This window comes from Arthrobacter sp. H-02-3 (assembly GCF_003097355.1).
GTDB lineage: Bacteria > Actinomycetota > Actinomycetes > Actinomycetales > Micrococcaceae > Arthrobacter > Arthrobacter humicola.
The window spans coordinates 1-18530 of record NZ_PYUI01000006.1 but is presented as its reverse complement, the minus strand read 5'-3'; the positions used below and the strand labels follow the sequence as shown (position 1 = coordinate 18530).

Sequence of the window (18530 nt, the reverse complement as noted above, 5' to 3'; positions counted from 1 at the left end):
GGCCGGGGCGTGGGCAGGTCAGTTGCCGCCGAGGGCGATGAGCGGATCCACACGCGCAACGCTGCGGACGGCGAGGGCAGCCCCGGCCAGGCCCAGGAGCACGATTCCGGCGATCGGCAGCAGCGTTGTCCACGGCGTGAGGAGGAACGGGGCGGCCCGGGATGCGAGGACCCCGCCGGCCATCCCGGCCAGGCCTCCCGCCGCGGCGCCGGCCAGCAGCACCAGGGCCGCCTGGGCCATGGCATCCCGGAGGATGTAGCGGGCGGACCCTCCCAGCGCTTTCAGGACGGCGATATCCCGGGTGCGCTGGACCGTCCAGACCGTCAGGAAGGCAACAATCACGAGGGCAGAGATGCCGTACAGGAACGCCTGCATGAGCAGGAGCGAGCCGTTCTCGCTCTTGTAGGAGCCGAGGGCCTGGAAGGATCCGTCCACGGTGGTGCTGACGGTTCCCGCCGCCGCGTTGGCGGCGTCAAGATCCACGCCGGCGCCGGCAGCAGAGTTTCCTGGGCCAAACGTCACGGCGAGCACCGTTGCGGCGCCCCGGTCGGGGACGTGGGCGAGCTTCTGCCAGTCGGCCAACGTGGTCCAGACGACGCCGGTGTGCGAATACCACTGCTCCGGAACGACGGCCGTCACGACGAGCTCGGTGCCGCCCAACGAGGCGCGGCTGCCGACGCTGAGGTCCAGTTCCTTCGCCAGGACGGCTCCGACGGCGACACTTCCCTCCGTCAGTTCGGCGGGCGCCAGGCCGGTGCCCGGCTCGGTGCCGAAGACCGCGACACTGGCTGTGCGTGCCGGTACGCCTCCTGCGCCCAGCGCCTGGAATCGGCTTTGGCTGATTCCCACGGCGTCGGCGCGGGCGACGCCGTCGCGTGCCGCCCACTCGGCCTGTTGGGCGCGCGTGACTTCGGATTCGGTGAACGAGGCCTTGGGTGCGCTCCCGGCCGGGGCGCCGAAGACCAGCTGGTCGGCCGGGAGGGCGGCGAGGGCCGACGTCGACTGGTTGCCGAGTCCGGCGGTGAGCCCGGAGAGCATGACGAGCAGGAGCGTGATGAGGGCGACGACCGCCCCCATGAGGGCAAACCGCCCCTTGGCGAAGCGGATATCGCGGATGGCGAGATACATGGTTGTCCTTTTTCGTGAGGAAGGAGGCGTTGCTTCCAGCCTTCCCTTCGCCCGGCTCCCGGACATCGGCCGCCCGGCTGGACCGGCCGCACCGTGAGGACGGCTCTGCGATCAACCAAATGGTTGATTCCGCCGTCGCCGCGCCGTTTTCCGCAGGCTGGCCGCCCGCCCGGCACTAGGCTGGAAGCATGGAGGGCGACGCCGGCAACACGGTCCACGACGGCACACGTCACAGCGGTCAGACCGAGTCCACCGGGGCGGCCGTCATTCTGCGCGTTCTGCGGGTGAGCCTTCACGTCGGTTTCGCTGTGCTGCTCCTGGTGGCGCTGGTCCGGCTGGTGGCCGGCGGAATCACGGGCCCGGGCTGGATCACCCTGCTGCTGGCCCTGTTGCTCGCCGCTTTCTATCTCGTGGGTACCATCCTGGAGAAGCGGCATGCCGCCGGGCGTTCCCGGTTCGATCCGAGGCCCTATTCCGGCTGGTGGCTGGGCGGTGTCAGCCTCCTGTGGCTCCTGCTGATCTGGACCAGCGCCGACTTCGTCTGGTTGGCTTTCCCGCTGTTCTTCCTGCAACTGCACGTGCTCCGGCGGCGGCTGGCGCTGCCGGCGATCGCCCTAAGCACCCTTCTGGTCATTGCGGCGCTCTGGTTCCACAACGGCGGTATCGCACCTTCGGAGCAGGCCGGTGCGGAGCCGGCCGGCATGGCGCTGCAGCTGCCCATGGTGCTCGGGCCGGCGTTCGGCGCAGCCTTCGCTGTGGTCACGGGCCTGGCCTACCGGGCGCTGTTCCTGGAGGCGGATAACCAGCGGCAGGCGGCGGAGGAGCTCCGCCGCACGCGCGCCGAACTTGCCCGGACCCAGCACGATGCCGGCACGCTCGCCGAGCGCGGCCGGCTCGCCCGCGAAATCCATGACACCCTCGCCCAGGGCCTGTCGAGCATCGTGCTGATGGGGCGCGCGGCCGAGAAGGCCCTGGACGACGGCGAACCCGCCGTGGCCCGGGAAAGGCTCCGTATAGTCCAGGACACGGCCGCTGCCAACCTTGCAGAGGCCCGCAACTTCGTCCGGGCCCTCCAATCCCCCGATCTTGAGGACGGTTCCCTCGTGGCCAGTCTCCTTCGGCTGTGTGAAAAGACTGAAGCGGAAGCCGCCGCCCGCGGCGCGAGCCTGTCCTGCCGCCTCGACGTCGAGGGTGCGCCTGTGGACCTTCCCGCAGCGCTGCAGACCGCCCTGCTCCGCGCCGCACAAGCGAGCCTGGCCAATGTCGGGGTTCATGCGAAGGCGAGTACCGCCGTCGTCACCCTGTCCTTCCTGGGATCGGACGTGGCCATGGACATCTACGACGACGGCACCGGGTTCGATCCCGCGGCGCTGACCGCCCGCCCGGACGGTTCCGGCTATGGATTGACGTCGCTGCGGGAGCGCGTGGCGGCCCTGCACGGCCGGTTGGACATCGAATCCGCCCCGGGAGAGGGAACCGTGGTGGCCATCCGGCTGCCCCTGGGCGAAGCCAACCGTTCCGCCGCCGGGCCCGCGCCCGTCAAGGAGCGATGGCAGTGAACAACATCCGCGTGTTCCTCGTGGACGACCACCCCGTGGTCCGTGCCGGGCTGCGCGCCATGCTCGGTGATCTGGAGGGCATCACCGTCGTGGCCGAGGCAGCAGACGGCGGCGCCGCCCTGGCCGGACTGGCCAGGCTCCACACCCTGGGCGAGCCCGCGGACGTGGTGCTCATGGATCTGCAGATGGGCGCGGGCATGGACGGGGTCACCGCCACCGGCAGGATCAAGGCCGGAGAAACCGGCCAGCCCGCGCCGCCGGTGCTCATCCTTACCACCTACGACTCCGATGCCGACATCCTCGCCGCCGTCGAGGCCGGCGCCAGCGGCTACATGCTCAAGGACGCCCCGCCCGAGCAGATCCGCCAGGCGGTACTGTCCGCCGCCGCGGGCGGAACGGCGCTGGCCCCCGAGGTCGCGGCCCGGCTGATGGGCCGGATCCGGAACCCGGAGCCGGCCCTGTCCGCCCGCGAGATCCAGTTGCTGGAACTGCTGGCCACGGGCATGGGAAACCGGGCGATCGCGAAGCAGCTCTTCATCTCCGAGGCAACGGTCAAGACCCACCTGGTCCACATCTACGGCAAGCTCGGCGTGGACAACCGCACCGCCGCAATCGCCGTGGCCACGCAGCGGCGCATCATCCGGAGGCCCTAGCCGGCGTCATGCGGGGAAGTTGAGCGGCTGTGCGGTGCGGTCCTGCGGTGCGATCGCGTTGTGTGACTGCGTTGTGTGACAAGGGCGTTGTCCGTGGCCCGGGGCATAATGTCGCCATGGGGAACTCACCAAAACTTGCACTGGCCCTTGTGGGCCTTGTTCTTAGCGGCTCGCTGGCCGCCTGCGGCGACGGCCGGACCGGCGCGCAAGATGCTGCCAAGCAGCTGGCCACCGCAGTATCCGCGCTCGACGTCGGATCCGTCGCCTTTGAGGGCAAGGACTCGGGCGCCGCAAACGACCAGCTCAAGGAAATTTTCAAGGGACTTGATCCGGACAAACCGGCCGTGCAGGCCGGAGATCTTGCATTCGACGCGGACACGGCCACATTTCCGCTCAACTACATCTGGAAGGTCGGGGCGGAGGAATGGAAATATACCGTTTCCGCGCAGCTAAAGAAGTCCGGCGACAAATGGCTCACCGTATGGAAACCGGCCATCCTTGTCCCGGACCTCGCTGACGGGGAGGTTGTCACCCGCGCCACCGAGACGCCGCAGCGGGCCGACATTCTGGGCGCCGGCGACGTCCCTCTGGTCACGTACCGGCCCGTGGTCAACATTGGCATCGACAAGCCCGCACTCGGCGGCGCGGACCCCGCTGACTCCGCCACGAAGCTTGCCCAACTCGTCGGCGTCGACCCGGCCGCCTACGCCCAGCAGGTCGCCGCGACAGGTCCTGAGGCATTCGTCCCGGCCATCACCCTGCGCGAAGACGGCTCCCGGACCGTCACCGACGAGCAAATCTCGGCCATCCCGGGCGCCCGAACCATCCCGGACACCTTGCCGCTGGCCCCCACCCGGACGTTTGCACGGGCCCTGCTGGGTACCGTCTCCGAGGCCAACGCGGAGCAGATCGAAAAGTCCGGCGGCGCACTCAAGCCCGGCGACACCACCGGAAACGGAGGCCTGCAACAGCAGTATGACGCGCAGCTGCGGGGAACCGACGGCATCGTGATCCGCGCGCAGAAAGCCGGCCTTACCGCCGCGGAAATCCAGGCGACCTCCCCGGATCCGCGGCGGGTGCTCTTCCAGACCGGGATGAAGCCCGGAACCGCGCTGAAAACCACCCTGGACCCGAAGTTACAGCAGCTCGCGGAGGACATCCTCGGCAACGTCGGCCCGGCGTCGGCCATCGTGGCGCTCCGGCCCTCCAGCGGCGCCGTCCTGGCAGCGGCCTCCGGCCCGGGCAGCAACGGCTATGACACGGCAATGCTGGGCCAGTACGCCCCCGGCTCGATCTTCAAGATGGTCGATTCCCTGGCCATGTTCCGCAACGGAATGACCCCGGACTCCAAGGTGGACTGCCCGCCCACCCTCACGGTGGACGGCCGCACCTTCAAGAACGCCGAGGGGTACCCCGCGTCCTCCCTGGGTTCCGTGACGCTGCGCGATGCCTTCGCGCACTCCTGCAACACCGCCTTCATCAACGCCCGGGACTCCGTGAGCCAGGCGCAGCTCGAATCGGCCGCGACCTCCCTCGGCGTGGCCGTCGATGCGCCCGCGCTGGGAGCGGCCGCGTTCCTTGGCTCAGTCCCCGGTGAAGCCGCCGGCACCGAGCACGCCGCGTCCATGATCGGCCAGGGCAAGGTACTCCTGTCCCCGCTGGCCGCCGCCATCATGGCCGGCTCCGTGGCCAAGGGTGCCCCGGTGGCAGCCCAGCTGGTGCTGAATCCAAATGCGGGCGTCACTTCACCGGGCGCCGGGAGCACGCCCACGGCCGGCACCGGAGCCTCCGGCACGGCGCCGGCAGCGCCGCCGTCCGGTGACGCGACGACATCCGCTGCTGCGGCACCGGCCACGGCCGCCGGGGCGCCGATTACTGCGGCGGAGGCGGCGTCACTGGCTGACATGATGCGCGCCGTCGTGACCAGCGGGCACGCCGGGTTCCTGGCGTCCGTCCCGGGCGAGCCCGTCGGAGCAAAGACCGGAACGGCCGAGTTCGGCAATGACACCCCGCCCAAGACCCACGCCTGGATCGTCGCCGTGCACGGTGATCTGGCCGTCGCCGTCTTCGTGGAGGACGGCGGCCTCGGGGCCACCACGTCGGGTCCGCTGCTCAAGGAGTTCCTCACCCGGGCCAGCTGACCCGGCCGCTCCCTCACGTCCTGCGGGGGCGTCCGCCGGGAGTCCCGCGCGGCCGTGGGAAGATTGAAGGCGTGGCTCATATTGACGTTTCCGGCATCGATTACTTCCTCTCCGACGGCACCCAGCTGCTCAACGGGGTGACCTTCAAGGTCCCGGACGGCACCAAGACCGCGCTGATCGGGCCGAACGGAACCGGTAAGACCACGCTGTTCCGGATCATTTCCGGTGACCTCGTCCCGGACGAAGGCGTGATTGGCCGCTCCGGGAACATGGGCATCATGCGCCAGTTCGTGGGCCAAGTCCGCGACGACTCCACGGTCCGGGACCTCCTGGTGTCAGCCGCCCCGCCGGCGCTGGCGGCTGCTGCGCGCGCCGTGGACGAGGCAGAATTGGCCATGTTGGAGCACGACGACGAGCCCACGCAGATGAACTATGCCCAGGCCATCGTGGACTGGGGCGATGCCGGCGGCTACGACGTCGAGACCGTCTGGGACGAGGTGTGCATGGCGGCCCTCGGCCTGCCGTTTGACCGTGCGCAGCACCGCCCGGCGTCGAGCCTCTCCGGAGGCGAGCAGAAGCGGCTGGTGCTCGAGGCTCTTTTTGCCGGCCCCGATGAACTGCTGCTCCTCGACGAACCCGACAACTACCTCGATGTCCCGGGCAAGCGCTGGCTCGAAGCGAAGCTGAATGACTCGAAGAAGACCGTGTTCTTCATCAGCCACGACCGTGAACTGCTCAACAACGCCGCGGGACGCATCGTCACGCTGGAACCGGGCATCAACGGTGCCGGTGCGTGGATCCACGGCGGCGGCTTCGGGTCCTACGTGGACGCCCGCGCGGACCGGAACGCACGCTTTGAGGAGCTGCGCAAGCGCTGGGATGAGGAGCACGTGAAGCTCAAGGAACTCGTCAACATGTACAAGAACAAGGCGGCATTCCGCTCAGACATGGCCAACCGGTACCACGCCGCGCAGACCCGCCTGGCGAAGTTCCTCGAGGCCGGCCCGCCCGAGGCTCTGCCGATCGAGCAAAACGTGCAGATGCGGCTCAAGGGCGGACGCACCGCCAAGCGCGCCATCGTGGCCGAAAAGCTTGAGCTGACCGGCCTCATGAAGCCCTTCTCGACGGAGATCTGGTTCGGAGACCGCGTGGGCGTCCTCGGGTCCAACGGTTCGGGCAAGAGTCACTTCCTGCGCCTGCTCGCCACCGGCGGCACCGACCCCGAACGGGAGCACCTGCCGGTGTCCGACGTCGAGATTGCGGAGGTTCCGCACGAAGGCACCGTGAAACTCGGCGCCCGGATCCGGCCTGGCTTCTTCGCCCAGACCCACGTCCGGCCCGATCTGTTGGGCAAAACCCTGCTGGAGATCCTGCATCGCGGCGACGAGCACCGCTCCGGGCTCGGCCGCGAAGCCGCCGCCGGCGCCCTGGACGGCTACGGCCTCGCCGGGCAGTCCGAGCAGAAGTACGAATCGCTCTCCGGTGGCCAGCAGGCCCGCTTCCAGATCCTGCTCCTCCAGCTCTCCGGCGCCACGCTGCTGCTGCTCGACGAGCCGACGGACAACCTGGACCTGCATTCGGCCGAGGCCCTGGAACGGGCGATCGACCACTTCGAGGGCACCGTCCTGGCGGTCACCCACGACCGCTGGTTCGCCCGCACCTTCGACCGCTTCCTGGTCTTTGGCTCGGACGGCAAGGTCTATGAATCGGCCGAGCCGGTCTGGGACGAAAAGCGCGTCGAGCGCGCCCGCTAAGGTAGACCCTCCCTCACGTCCTGCACTTCCCCACGTTGCCGTAGGGACATAGCTGCCCTCCCGTCCCATACGGTGTGATCGCATTTGCGCATTTCGATGATCAAATGATCACCGAGTGCTATCATTTCTTCATGAATACTGATGAGCGGCATCGCCTGATCGGCGAGCTGCTGAGGCATCGGGACCAGATGACCGTGGACGAACTGATGACCGCCTGCGGCGCGTCCGGGGCCACCATCCGGCGCGATCTCGACGTCCTGGCGCTCCATGGCGTCCTCCGCAGGGTGCACGGCGGCGCCCGAAGCCTGGTGCTGCGGGGAGAAAACCCTGCCTACGGCCAGCGCGAGCTGGAGGACCACGCCGTCAAGGTCCGGATTGCCGCCGGCGTGGCGGCCATGCTCCAGGACCGGGGCCACATCTGGCTGGACAGTGGCACCACGGCGACCGAGATCGCCCGCCAGCTGCGCCAGCGCGACATGACCATCATGCCCATGTCGTTGCGGGCCGTCAGCATACTGTCCCCTGAGGATGCGCCCGCGGGTCGGCGTCCCGAGCTCCTGATGCCCGGCGGCAGCCTCATCCCCGGCGAGATGTCCTTCCGCGGACCGATGACGGAATCGAACATCCGCTCGCTGCGCTTCGACACCGCCGTGGTCACTCCCTGCGCCCTGAACTTCAAGGACGGGCTGTTGGCTCACGATCTTGACGACGCCGCCGTGAAGCGCGCCGGCCTCGAATCCGCCGGCAGGGTGATCGTCGCCTGCGCAGGATCCAAGTGGGATGCCAGCGCCGTCGCCCTCGTGGCATCCCTGGACGCCGTGGATGCCATCGTGACGGACCGGCGGCTCAGTCAGGAAGAACATGCCCAACTCGCGCAACACTCAGTGGAAGCAGTGATCGTATGACCAGCACCGCAACCCAGCCGCAACTGAAGGCCGCCGCCGGGGCCACGTTCCTGGTCTTCGGGATCAACGGACTGGTCTTCGCCAGTTGGGCCGCCCGCATCCCCGCGGTGACGGAAATCCTGCACATTACCTCGGGGCAGATGGGAACACTACTGCTGTGCCTGGCGGTCGGCTCGCTGATCGCCCTGCCCACGGCCGGATTCGTCGTGGGCCGGATCGGCACCGCCAATACGGTCCGCAGTGCAGGGCTGTTTGCCGCGGCGGCCGGTGTCGGCGTGGCGCTGTCCCTGATGGCGGCCTCCGTGCCGGGGACTGCCGCTTCCCTGTTCCTCTTCGGGATCGGCGTCGGGTTGTGGGATGTTTCGCAGAACATCGAAGGCGCTGACGTCGAACACCGGCTTGGGCGCACCATCATGCCGCAGTTCCACGCCGCCTACAGCGGCGGAGCGTTCGTCGGAGCCCTCATCGGCGCCGGACTGTCCACCCTGGGGGTCGGGCTTCCGGAGCACCTGCTGGTCGTCGCCGCGATCGTCGCCGTCCTGACCACCGTGGCCCCGCGCTACTTCCTGCCCCATCAGGCCGACGCCGGGTCCGCCGCCGGAGAAACGGGCCGTGGCAAGGCCGTCTCCGCCTGGCGGGACGGCCGCACGCTCCTGATCGGCGTCGTCGTTCTGGGCGCCACCCTGACCGAAGGCGCCGGCAACGACTGGATTGCCAAGGCTGCGGTCGACGGTCTCGGCGCTGAACAGTCCACGGGCGCGCTCATGTTCGCCGCCTTCGTGCTCGCCATGACGGCCATGCGTTTCTTCGGCGGCCGCGCGATCGACGCCTACGGCCGTGTGGCCGTACTCCGCGCCAGCATGGCCGCAGCGGCTGCGGGCCTCTGCCTCTTCGTGTTCGCCGGCACCATCTGGCTGGCCGCGGCCGGTGCCGTGCTCTGGGGCGTGGGGGCTGCCCTTGCGTTTCCGATCGGGATGTCCGCCGCGGCGGATGACCCCCGGAAGGCGGCCGCACGGGTGTCCGTGGTGTCCACGCTGGGCTACATCGCGTTCCTCGCCGGGCCGCCCCTGCTGGGCTTCCTGGGCGATGCGACGGGGATCAGGACCGCACTGCTGGCGATCGGGATTCCCATTCTCGTGGCCCTGCTGCTCGCCGGCGCCGCGAAGCCGCTGCCCGCCAAGTAGGGAGCCCTGCGAGGCTGATAGCCTGCCGCGGGGCCCTGCCTGCGGCGCTCCGGGTCCGGCAGTATGGTGGTCAGATGCGAACCATGCTGAGGAAAGCTCCCGGCCGCCTGTCGAGCCTCGACCGCAAACTTGTGCGCGCCGTGTCCAAGCTGCCGGGCGGTGGCCACGATGAGTTTTTCCGCGGCTTGTCCGCAGCCGCCAACAAAGGCAAGCTCTGGTTCGGCATCGCCGGAGTCATGGCCCTCGTGCCTGGAAAGACGCGGCGGGCAGCCGTGCACGGGCTCATTGCGCAAGGCGTGGCGTCGGCCGTCACCAACGTGGTGTTCAAGACGCTCCTGCCCCGGAGGCGCCCCCTGCCCGAACACCTGCCGGTCTTCCGCTTCGTCAACCCCCAGCCCACGAGTTCGTCGATGCCGTCGGGCCACTCGGCCTCCGCGGTTGCCTTTGCGCTGGGCGTCGGCATGGTCCGGCCGGGACTCGGAGCGGCGCTGGCCCCTGTCGCGGCCGGGGTGGCCTACTCGCGGGTCCACACGGGGGCCCACTGGCCCTCGGACGTGCTGTTCGGCTCCGCGATCGGCGCCGGGGCGGCCATGGTGACGCGGAAATGGTGGCCTGTCCGGCCGCCGTTCCCGGAGACCCGCCGCAGCGCCCTCCGGGCTCCTGACCTTCCGGAGGGTCATGGCCTCGGCATCGCGATTAACGCCCTCGGCGGCTCCTATGCCGACGAGACCGCAGACGCCCTCCAGAAAATATTCCCCAAAGCGTATATACAGGAAATCGGCCAGGGCGAGGACATCGCGGCGGAAATAGCCGGCGTCGCGACCCGCCCGGGGATTGTGGCCCTCGGCGTCTGGGGCGGTGACGGAACCGTCGGCACCGCGGCGGCCACCGCTGTCGAACATTCGCTCCCGCTGCTGGTGCTTCCCGGCGGAACGCTCAATCACTTCGCCCGCGACGCCGGGACACCCACCCTGGAGGCGGCCGTCCGGGCGGCATCGCGCGGCGAGGCGGCCGTGGCCGACGTCGGCCACGTGAGCGTTGAGCGAGGGCTCCCCGACAGCCCCGAGCACCTCGAACTGAGCATGCTCAACACCGCCAGCATCGGCCTCTACCCGAACCTGGTCCGCCGGCGCGAACAGCTCCAGCCGGCACTCGGCAAACCCCTTGCCGGTGTGGTGGCCATGTTCCGGACCTTCGCGGCCGGCACCCCCACCACGCTGATCGTCAACGGGGTGCGGCACCGGCTGTGGATCCTCTACATCGGCCGCGGCCGCTACTACCCCCGCGACCACGCGCCGCTGGTACGCCCCGTGCTGGCCGACGGAGTCCTGGACCTGCGGATGATCACCGCCGACGAGCCGTTCGCCCGGCTGCGGCTGCTCTGGGCCGTGCTGACCGGCACCGTGGCCACCTCCGGGATCACCCACCTCACCGAAACGGACCGGATCACGGTGGAACCAGGGGACGGGCCCATGGTCCTGGCCGTTGACGGTGAGGTCATGCCCGGCGTGCGGAGCGTGGAGTTCGCGGTCCGCCGCGGCGCGCTGACGTACTATTCGCCGCTCGACTGAATCACGCTCGTGCCGCCCCTGCCCGCGGGCGGCCTTGTCATCCTCCCGGACTACCCTGATTCGCCCCTGAATCATCCCTGAGACCGGCGAAATACGCCCCCGGCGTCGGTAGCGTGGTGTGCAGACGGGCCCGTGACTGCGGCGCCCCGGACAACAGCCCGCTACGTAAAGGAACGCTTCCATGATCGAAGCACGAGGCCTGACCAAGGTTTACGGCGACAAGACCGCCGTCGCCGGCGTCAACTTCACCGTCGAAGCCGGCCGGGTCACCGGCTTCCTGGGCCCGAACGGGGCCGGAAAATCCACCACCATGCGCATGATCATGGGACTGGACCGGCCGACGTCGGGCTCCGTGACCGTCAACGGATCGCCGCTCACCAAGCACGCCGCCCCGCTGCGGGACGTCGGCGCGCTGCTGGACGCCAAAGCCGTCCACACGAGCCGCTCCGCCTACAACCACCTGCTGGCCATGGCCGCGACGCACAGCATCCCCAAGAAGCGCGTCCACGACGTGATCGAGATGACCGGACTGGCCGAAGTGGCCAGGAAAAAGGTCGGCGGCTTCTCGCTCGGCATGGGCCAGCGGCTGGGCATCGCCGCGGCCCTCCTGGGTGACCCGCAGACCGTCATCCTCGACGAGCCCGTCAACGGTCTCGACCCGGAGGGGGTGGTGTGGGTCCGCAACCTGGTGAAGTACCTGGCCTCCGAGGGGCGCACGGTCTTCCTCTCCAGCCACCTCATGAGTGAAATGGCCGTCACGGCGGACCACCTGATCGTGATCGGCCGCGGGAGGATCATCGCCGACGCCCCGATCCAGGAGATCATCACCGGCAAGGGCCAGGGCCGCACGCGGGTCCGGACCGACCAGCCGGACCGGCTCATGCAGCTGCTGGCCGGAACCGGCGTCTCGGTGGAGGTCCAGGAACGCGAGCTCCTGGAAGTCAAGGGGCTGGACCCCCGGCAGATCGCCACCGCCGCGCTGGAACACCAGGTCATGATCTACGAACTCACGCCGCTCCAGGCCAGCCTCGAGGAGGCCTACATGGAACTGACCAAGGATGAGGTCGAATACCACTCGCTGATCACCACGGGCGCCGATCCCGTCGAAGCCGGAGGCAAGTAAGCCATGAGTTCCACTACCGTTGAATCCACGCCCTCGCCCCGCGGTGCCGACGCCGGCCCCCAGCGGTCCGGAGACGGCACCAGTTCCGGGCCCGGACCCAGCTTCCCGCGGGTCCTCAACTCCGAATTCATCAAGTTCCGCACCCTGCTCTCCACCCTGATCCTGCTCGGGTCCACGATTGTGGTGATGGTGGGGTTTGGGGCACTCTCAGCCTGGGGAACGGGGCAGTTCTCCGAGGCCGCGGCGCGGGACCCGCAGGCGGCCGCCAGGATCGCGGCGCAGGGAGGGGACCTCGCCGTCGGCGTCCCCACCTCCGGCATCGCCTTCGCCCAGCTCATCCTCGGCTCCCTCGGCGTGCTGCTGATGAGCTCGGAATTCACCACCGGCATGGCCCGGTCCACGTTCGCGGCCGTGCCCAAGCGCATCCCGGCGTTCGCGGCCAAGCTCGTGGTGGTAGTGCTGACGTCCTTCGTGGTCACGGCCGCGTCCACCTTGGCCGCCGGTTTCGTCTCGGTGCCGATCCTGGACAACTACGGCCTTGGCCTTGACCTGGGCAGCTCGCAGTCGGTCAAGATGCTCATCGTCAACAGCATCTACGTGGCAGCCGTCGCGGCGATCGGCCTGGCCCTGGGAACCCTGATCCGCAACTCGGCGGGCGGCATCATGAGCCTGGTGGGCCTGTTCTTCGTGGCACCCATCGCCTTCCAGCTCATTCCGGGTGACTTCTTCGTGGAGGCCCGCAAGTACCTGCCGGGCAACACGGTGGATCCGCTCACAGCTTTGGACCACGTCCCGGACACCCTGGAAGCCTGGCAGGCCGGCCTGGTCCTGGGCGCCTGGGTTGTTGTTCCCGTGCTCCTCGCCGGCGTCATGCTCAAGAGGCGGGATGTCTAGGCCTGCAGATCCCACAGTCTAGGCTCAGAGCATGATCGATGCTGTGCCCGTGAAGGACGCGTCAGCCGCTCCGGCCGACGCGTCCTTCGCCGAAATCACCGCACGCCGGCGCGGTTGGCTCCGCCGCTACCTGTTGGCCCGTCCGCGGGTCATGGATGTCCTGGTGGTGCTCTGCTACCTGCTCCTGGTCACGCCCACGGCGGTCGAGTCACTCGTTCACGGCGAATGGCAGGTCACCGTGCTGCTCGCGGCGGCCGCTCCCGTCCTGCTTTTCCGGCGCTCCCGCCCGGTGCAGGTAACGGCGGCCGTGGGGGCGCTGGAACTGGCCGTCACGTTCCTGCATCCGTGGGGTTCCAATGTCTCCGCCGGGCTCTGGTTTGCGCTGTACGCGGTGGCGGTGGTCCGCAACCGGCGTTTCGCCCTGGCGGCCCTCGCCGTGACGACGGCCCCGCTCGTGCTCCTGTACTTCATGCTCGCGGTTGGCCCGCTGGATGGGCGGCTCCCGGACATGGCCGTCAGCACGCCGGAGAACTTCCAGCTGATCACGAGCATCGCGGCCGCCATCAGCATCACCCTTTCCAACGTGATCGCCACGGGGATCGGGATCTCGGTGCGGCAACGGCGCGAGCACGAGCACGAGATAGCCGCCTGGGCGGCCCGCGCCCAGCAGCTCGGCTCGGCCACCGAACGCAACCGGATCGCACGCGAAATGCACGACGTCGTGGCGCACTCGCTGACCGTCATGATCAGCCTGTCGGATGGCGCCGCCGTCGTGGTCAAGAAGGATCCGCAGCGCGCCGCCGGCGTTTTGGAGGAACTCTCCCGGACAGGGCGGACCGCGCTGGCCGACATGCGGCGCGTCCTCGGCGTGCTGCGCGACGATTCCGGCGCGGGACATGCTCCGCGGGAACCGCTCGTGGACGGCGGCAGCCTCGCCAAACTGCTTGAAGGCTTCCGCACCGCAGGCCTGCCGCTGCATTACACGCACACCGGTCCGGCGCTGCCCGGCGATGCAGCGTTCCAGCTGACCGTCTACAGGATCGTGCAGGAGTCGCTGACAAATGTGCTGCGCTACGGGCGTGCGCTGAGCCGCGTGGACGTGGGCATCGTCCGGAACGGTTCGCTCGTGACCATTGACGTGGCCGACGACGGCCGCGGAACCGTGGAATTCGGCGGTCCGGGGGCCGGCGCGCACGCCGATTCACGGGAATCGCTCGGCACCGGCCAGGGAATTGCCGGGATGCGGGAGCGGGCCAAGATCTACGCAGGCACGGTGCAGGCGGGGCGCACCGGCAACGGCGGCTGGCGGGTGCACGCTGAACTGAACTGCAATGAAGACACGGCAACTCCACCAGCCGCAACACCAACAGCTCTAATACCAACAGCCGCAACACAAACAAGGGGAAACAGTGGCCGACAAAGAACCCATACGCGTTCTGCTGGTGGATGACCAGCCGCTGCTTCGGATGGGGTTCCGTCTCATCCTCGAGGGCGAAGATGACTTGTGCATCGTCGGCGAGGCGTCCGACGGCGCCGAAGCGGTGCGGCAAGCCCGGGAGCTCGTGCCCGACGTCGTCCTGATGGACGTCCGGATGCCGGTGCTGGACGGGATCGAGGCGACCCGGGCCATTGCGGCCTCGGCGCCCCGCGCCAAGATCATCATCCTGACCACCTTTGACCTCGATGAATACGCCTTTGCCGGGCTGCAGGCCGGGGCCTCGGCGTTCCTGCTCAAGGACGTCGCCCCTGCCGAACTGATCAGTGCCGTGCGGGTCGTGGCCAGCGGCGACGCCGTGGTGGCTCCGCGTGTCACGCAGCGGCTGCTGGAGACCTATGTCCGCGGCGCCGCCCCGGCGGGGGCGGCCCCGTCCGGGGTGGACGGCGGCGGCCCGGCCGGTAATCCGGCGCGTCCCGCCAGGGATCCCCTGCTGGAGGGTCTGACCCCGCGCGAAACCGAGATGCTCGGGGCGATGGCGGAGGGTCTCTCCAACGCCGAAATCGCGCACAGGTACTTCCTGTCCGAGGCCACGGTCAAGACTCACGTGCGCCGGATCCTGACCAAGCTGCACCTCCGCGACCGCGTCCAGGCGGTTGTGTACGCCTACGAGACCGGGCTCGTGGTGCCGAGCAACGCGGATTACTAGCGACTGCTAGCCGAAGCGGACGACTGGCGGAAGCACCCCCTCGGACGGGCGCCTGCCCGACGGCTGGCGGGACAGTCGACCTGGTTACCGGCCGGTAGTTTTGAAGCAGTGGTTTCAGGCACATTACCAAATTGCCCTTGAGGCAACTTTGGTTGCTTCTTACACCTCTTTGTTGGGTCATGGCCCGGTCCGACCCCGCGTCATTTGTAGGACTGCACAAGACGGGCCGTCCGCGAGGCGGTCTAGGGTGAAACGACATTGTGGCCCGCCGCACAGTATGGAACCCATGCATTGCCGGCATAAGAACGGGCCCGGACCCCCCACGAAGGACGGCGCTTCCATGCACGCTGACCAGCAGCTCTCAAAATCACTGAAACCCAGGCATCTATCCATGATCGCCATCGCCGGCGTGATCGGCGCCGGACTGTTTGTCGGTTCGGGCGCCGCGATCCAGCAGGCCGGCCCCGGCATCCTGGTGGCCTACGCCGCGGCGGGACTCGTCGTCATCCTCGTCATGCGCATGCTCGGCGAAATGGCTGCGGCCAACCCGGAAACCGGCTCATTCTCGACCTACGCGGACAAGGCGCTGGGCCGGTGGGCAGGGTTCAGCATCGGCTGGCTCTACGCATGGTTCTGGATCATTGTCCTCGGCATCGAAGCCACGGCGGGGGCGGCCATCATGCACCGCTGGGTACCCGGTATTGACCAGTGGGTTTGGGCGCTTGCCCTGATGGTGCTGCTGACGCTAACCAACCTCGGCTCCGTGAAGTCTTACGGCGAGTTCGAATTCTGGTTCGCGTCCATCAAAGTCGCGGCAATCGTGCTCTTCCTGCTCTTCGGTGTCGCCGCGATCCTGGGCCTCATCCCGGGCGTCCCGGCACCCGGGCTGGACAACCTGATCGGTCACGGCGGGTTTATGCCCAACGGACCCGGCGCCGTCCTGGCCGGCATCCTCGTCGTCGTCTTCTCCTTCTTCGGGGCTGAAATTGCCACCATCGCCGCCGGCGAATCCGAGAACCCGGTCGACGCCGTCAAGAAGGCCGTGAAATCCACCGTCTGGCGCATCCTCGTCTTCTACATCGGATCCATCGCGATCGTGGTCACCCTGCTTCCCTGGAACTCCGCCTCCGTCGCCAAGAGCCCCTACGTTGCAGTCATCGAACTGTTCGGGATCCCCGGAGCCGGCACCATCATGGACATCGTGGTGCTGACCTCGGTACTCTCCTGCCTGAACTCGGGCCTCTACACCGCCAGCCGCATGCTGTTCTCGCTGTCGCGGCGCGGGGACGCGCCCCGGTCCTGGATGCGGATCTCCAAGACCGGCGTGCCCTCCTCCGCCGTGCTGGCCTCCACGGTGGTCGGCTTCGTCACAGTCGGCCTGAACTACATCGCCCCGGACACTGTCTTCCTGTTCCTGGTTAACACCTCCGGCGCCATCGCACTGTTCGTGTGGCTCGTGATCGCCGTCTCCCAGCTGATCCTGCGCCGCCGCATGGGCGCCGCCGTCAAGGACCTCCAGCTGAAGATGTGGCTCTTCCCGTACCTGACCTGGGCGGCCATCGTCAGCATCGTCGCGCTCCTGATCGGCATGGTAATCCTGGAATCCACGCGGGAATCACTGGTCCTCTCGCTGGCACTCGCCGCCGTCGTCGTGGGACTCGGAGTCTTCCGCTACCGCAAGAACGGCGCCAAGGCCACCGTCCCCGGCATAGCCGAGGTCCCGGCCGACAACGCCACGGTGAATCTTGCCGGGACTCCTGCCGGGGAATCATCGGCTCCTGCCGGAGCTGCGACCGAGGAAGCAACAGTGGGCGCCCGCCCGACGTCGTAGGCTCCCCCCGCTCCCGCAGCGGTCCCGGACCACCGGACATGCCCTCCCCCGGCGCCCATCAGTGGACATAATGCCTTCATGTCCATTCCTTGGCGCTAAGGGAGGGCATGTCCGTGTGCACCAACGCGGTCGCCCCAGCGCCCCGCGCAGCTCGGGCTAGACTCGAAACCATGCCAACACCGAGCTCTGCCGCAGACCACATCCAGGACCTCGGCGCCTACGTCAGCGCGTCGCCGTCGAGCTTCCACGCCGTCCACGAGGCCGCGCGCCGGCTGGACGAGGCAGGCTTCACCGGCCTCGACGAGCTGCAGCCCTGGGCGGCACCCGCCGCCACGGCCGGCAAGTTCTACGTGATGCGCGACGGCGCCCTCATCGCCTGGGTGGTGCCCCCGGGCGCCGGACCGACCACGGGATTCAATATCCTCGGCGCCCACACGGATTCGCCGTCGTTCAAACTCAAGCCCAAGCCCACCACGGGCAAGTTCGGCTGGCTGCAGGCCGGCGTCGAGGTCTACGGCGGCCCCCTCCTGAACTCCTGGCTGGACCGCGAACTCCAGCTCGCCGGCCGGCTCGTCATGCGCGACGGCACGCAGCACCTTACGGCCACCGGTCCGCTGCTGCGCTTCCCGCAGCTCGCCATCCACCTGGACCGGGCCGTGAACGAAGGACTGGCCCTGGACAAGCAGCAGCACATGAATCCGGTGTTCGGGCTGGGCGATCCCGCCGCCGAGGACTTGCTTGGCCTCCTCGCGGCGAAGGTCACGGATGCCGCAGTGGATCCGGCGCAGATCGGCGGGTACGACGTCGTCATCGCGGACACCCAGGCCCCCGCGGTGTTCGGCGCGAAACGCGAATTCTTCGCCTCCGGCCGGCTCGATAACCTCTCCGCGACGCACGCCGGGCTCACGGCGCTGATCGCCCACTCCGGCACGCCCCTGCCGGAGGGTGCACCGATCGCCGTGCTGGCAGCTTTCGACCACGAAGAGATCGGCTCCGCATCACGCTCCGGCGCCTGCGGCCCGGTCCTTGAAGACATTCTGGTGCGGATCTCCGACGGGCTCGGGGCTTCGGCGAGCCAGCGGCGGCAGGCCTTTGCGGCGTCGTTCTGTGTCTCCGCGGACGCCGGCCATGCCGTCCACCCGAACTACCCGGAACGGCACGACCCCGCCAACCGGCCGGTCCTGAACGGCGGCCCCTTACTGAAGATCAACGCTAACCAGCGCTATGCCACCGACGCCGCCGGGGCCGCCCTCTGGGCGCGGCTGTGCACCGACGCCGGCATCCCGTACCAGGAATTCGTCTCCAACAACGTGATGCCGTGCGGCTCCACGATCGGCCCCCTGACGGCCACCCGGCTGGGGATCCGGACGGTCGACGTCGGGGTGCCCCTGCTCTCGATGCACTCGGCGCGCGAGCTGTGCGGGGTCGAGGACCCGCACCGGCTGGCCACGGTCACCCGGACGTTCTTCCGCACGCCGGCCTAATAGACGGGCGTAACGGCAGGTCAGTGCGGGGGTGGGCGGCACATGGCGGACCCACATGGATCCTGCGGATACCCACATAGTTGACTCCGATGCTCTGGCCGGGGTTCCGGGGCGGTCCTAGAGTTCAAGGCGTATGGAAGCCCCGCAGGTTGGTGGTCC

General features: G+C 68.7%; 14 protein-coding genes. 13 read left to right on the top strand and 1 reads right to left on the bottom strand.

Annotation, left to right across the window (positions count from 1 at the left end):
• Positions 1-18: 18 nt before the first annotated feature.
• Positions 19-1128, bottom strand: coding sequence for an ABC transporter permease (locus tag C9424_RS07760; RefSeq protein WP_116766320.1), 1110 nt, complete (start codon positions 1126-1128; stop codon positions 19-21).
• A 188-nt stretch (positions 1129-1316) separates the two neighbouring features.
• Here C9424_RS07760 and C9424_RS07755 point away from each other — a divergent pair, with 188 nt between their 5' ends.
• From C9424_RS07755 to C9424_RS07695, 13 genes are all read left to right on the top strand, one after another.
• Positions 1317-2687, top strand: coding sequence for a sensor histidine kinase (locus C9424_RS07755; protein ID WP_116766319.1), 1371 nt, complete (start codon positions 1317-1319; stop codon positions 2685-2687).
• Entirely contained in the window at positions 2684-3340 is a 657-nt protein-coding gene (locus C9424_RS07750) for a response regulator (RefSeq protein ID WP_116766466.1), read from the top strand. The genes C9424_RS07755 and C9424_RS07750 overlap by 4 nt, the downstream gene beginning before the upstream one ends.
• A 116-nt stretch (positions 3341-3456) precedes the next feature.
• Complete coding sequence (locus C9424_RS07745; protein WP_116766318.1) at positions 3457-5481, top strand: penicillin-binding transpeptidase domain-containing protein; 2025 nt, start codon at positions 3457-3459, stop codon at positions 5479-5481.
• A 71-nt stretch (positions 5482-5552) separates the two neighbouring features.
• Positions 5553-7235: an ABC-F family ATP-binding cassette domain-containing protein gene (locus C9424_RS07740; RefSeq protein WP_116766317.1), complete on the top strand. Its 1683-nt coding sequence runs from the start codon at positions 5553-5555 to the stop codon at positions 7233-7235.
• A gap of 131 nt (positions 7236-7366) precedes the next feature.
• Complete coding sequence (locus C9424_RS07735; protein ID WP_116766465.1) at positions 7367-8140, top strand: DeoR/GlpR family DNA-binding transcription regulator; 774 nt, start codon at positions 7367-7369, stop codon at positions 8138-8140.
• A complete protein-coding gene (locus C9424_RS07730; RefSeq protein WP_116766316.1) occupies positions 8137-9324 on the top strand; it encodes an MFS transporter in 1188 nt (395 codons plus the stop codon). The genes C9424_RS07735 and C9424_RS07730 overlap by 4 nt, the downstream gene beginning before the upstream one ends.
• 74 nt (positions 9325-9398) lie before the next feature.
• Positions 9399-10895, top strand: coding sequence for a bifunctional phosphatase PAP2/diacylglycerol kinase family protein (locus C9424_RS07725; RefSeq protein WP_116766315.1), 1497 nt, complete (start codon positions 9399-9401; stop codon positions 10893-10895).
• 181 nt (positions 10896-11076) lie between these two features.
• Positions 11077-12018: an ABC transporter ATP-binding protein gene (locus tag C9424_RS07720; RefSeq protein WP_091248496.1), complete on the top strand. Its 942-nt coding sequence runs from the start codon at positions 11077-11079 to the stop codon at positions 12016-12018.
• Between the two features lie 3 nt (positions 12019-12021).
• Complete coding sequence (locus tag C9424_RS07715; RefSeq protein ID WP_116766314.1) at positions 12022-12912, top strand: ABC transporter permease; 891 nt, start codon at positions 12022-12024, stop codon at positions 12910-12912.
• 31 nt (positions 12913-12943) lie between these two features.
• Positions 12944-14362 (top strand): sensor histidine kinase, encoded by a 1419-nt coding sequence (locus tag C9424_RS07710; RefSeq protein WP_116766313.1) that lies wholly within the window; start codon positions 12944-12946, stop codon positions 14360-14362.
• Between the two features lie 16 nt (positions 14363-14378).
• A complete protein-coding gene (locus tag C9424_RS07705) occupies positions 14379-15056 on the top strand; it encodes a response regulator (RefSeq protein ID WP_442862021.1) in 678 nt (225 codons plus the stop codon).
• A gap of 340 nt (positions 15057-15396) precedes the next feature.
• Positions 15397-16887: an amino acid permease gene (locus tag C9424_RS07700; RefSeq protein WP_116766311.1), complete on the top strand. Its 1491-nt coding sequence runs from the start codon at positions 15397-15399 to the stop codon at positions 16885-16887.
• 170 nt (positions 16888-17057) lie between these two features.
• A complete protein-coding gene (locus tag C9424_RS07695; protein WP_116766310.1) occupies positions 17058-18371 on the top strand; it encodes a M18 family aminopeptidase in 1314 nt (437 codons plus the stop codon).
• Positions 18372-18530 lie beyond the last annotated feature (159 nt).

What these genes read in the sequence shown, in the direction of transcription:
- C9424_RS07760 (WP_116766320.1), bottom strand. Translation starts at nt 1,128, where the DNA reads ATGTATCTCGCCATCCGCGATATCCGCTTCGCCAAGGGGCGGTTTGCC.
- C9424_RS07755 (WP_116766319.1), top strand. Translation starts at nt 1,317, where the DNA reads ATGGAGGGCGACGCCGGCAACACGGTCCACGACGGCACACGTCACAGC.
- C9424_RS07745 (WP_116766318.1), top strand. Translation starts at nt 3,457, where the DNA reads ATGGGGAACTCACCAAAACTTGCACTGGCCCTTGTGGGCCTTGTTCTT.
- C9424_RS07735 (WP_116766465.1), top strand. Translation starts at nt 7,367, where the DNA reads ATGAATACTGATGAGCGGCATCGCCTGATCGGCGAGCTGCTGAGGCAT.
- C9424_RS07730 (WP_116766316.1), top strand. Translation starts at nt 8,137, where the DNA reads ATGACCAGCACCGCAACCCAGCCGCAACTGAAGGCCGCCGCCGGGGCC.
- C9424_RS07725 (WP_116766315.1), top strand. Translation starts at nt 9,399, where the DNA reads ATGCGAACCATGCTGAGGAAAGCTCCCGGCCGCCTGTCGAGCCTCGAC.
- C9424_RS07720 (WP_091248496.1), top strand. Translation starts at nt 11,077, where the DNA reads ATGATCGAAGCACGAGGCCTGACCAAGGTTTACGGCGACAAGACCGCC.
- C9424_RS07715 (WP_116766314.1), top strand. Translation starts at nt 12,022, where the DNA reads ATGAGTTCCACTACCGTTGAATCCACGCCCTCGCCCCGCGGTGCCGAC.
- C9424_RS07710 (WP_116766313.1), top strand. Translation starts at nt 12,944, where the DNA reads ATGATCGATGCTGTGCCCGTGAAGGACGCGTCAGCCGCTCCGGCCGAC.
- C9424_RS07705 (WP_442862021.1), top strand. Translation starts at nt 14,379, where the DNA reads ATGGGGTTCCGTCTCATCCTCGAGGGCGAAGATGACTTGTGCATCGTC.
- C9424_RS07700 (WP_116766311.1), top strand. Translation starts at nt 15,397, where the DNA reads ATGCACGCTGACCAGCAGCTCTCAAAATCACTGAAACCCAGGCATCTA.
- C9424_RS07695 (WP_116766310.1), top strand. Translation starts at nt 17,058, where the DNA reads ATGCCAACACCGAGCTCTGCCGCAGACCACATCCAGGACCTCGGCGCC.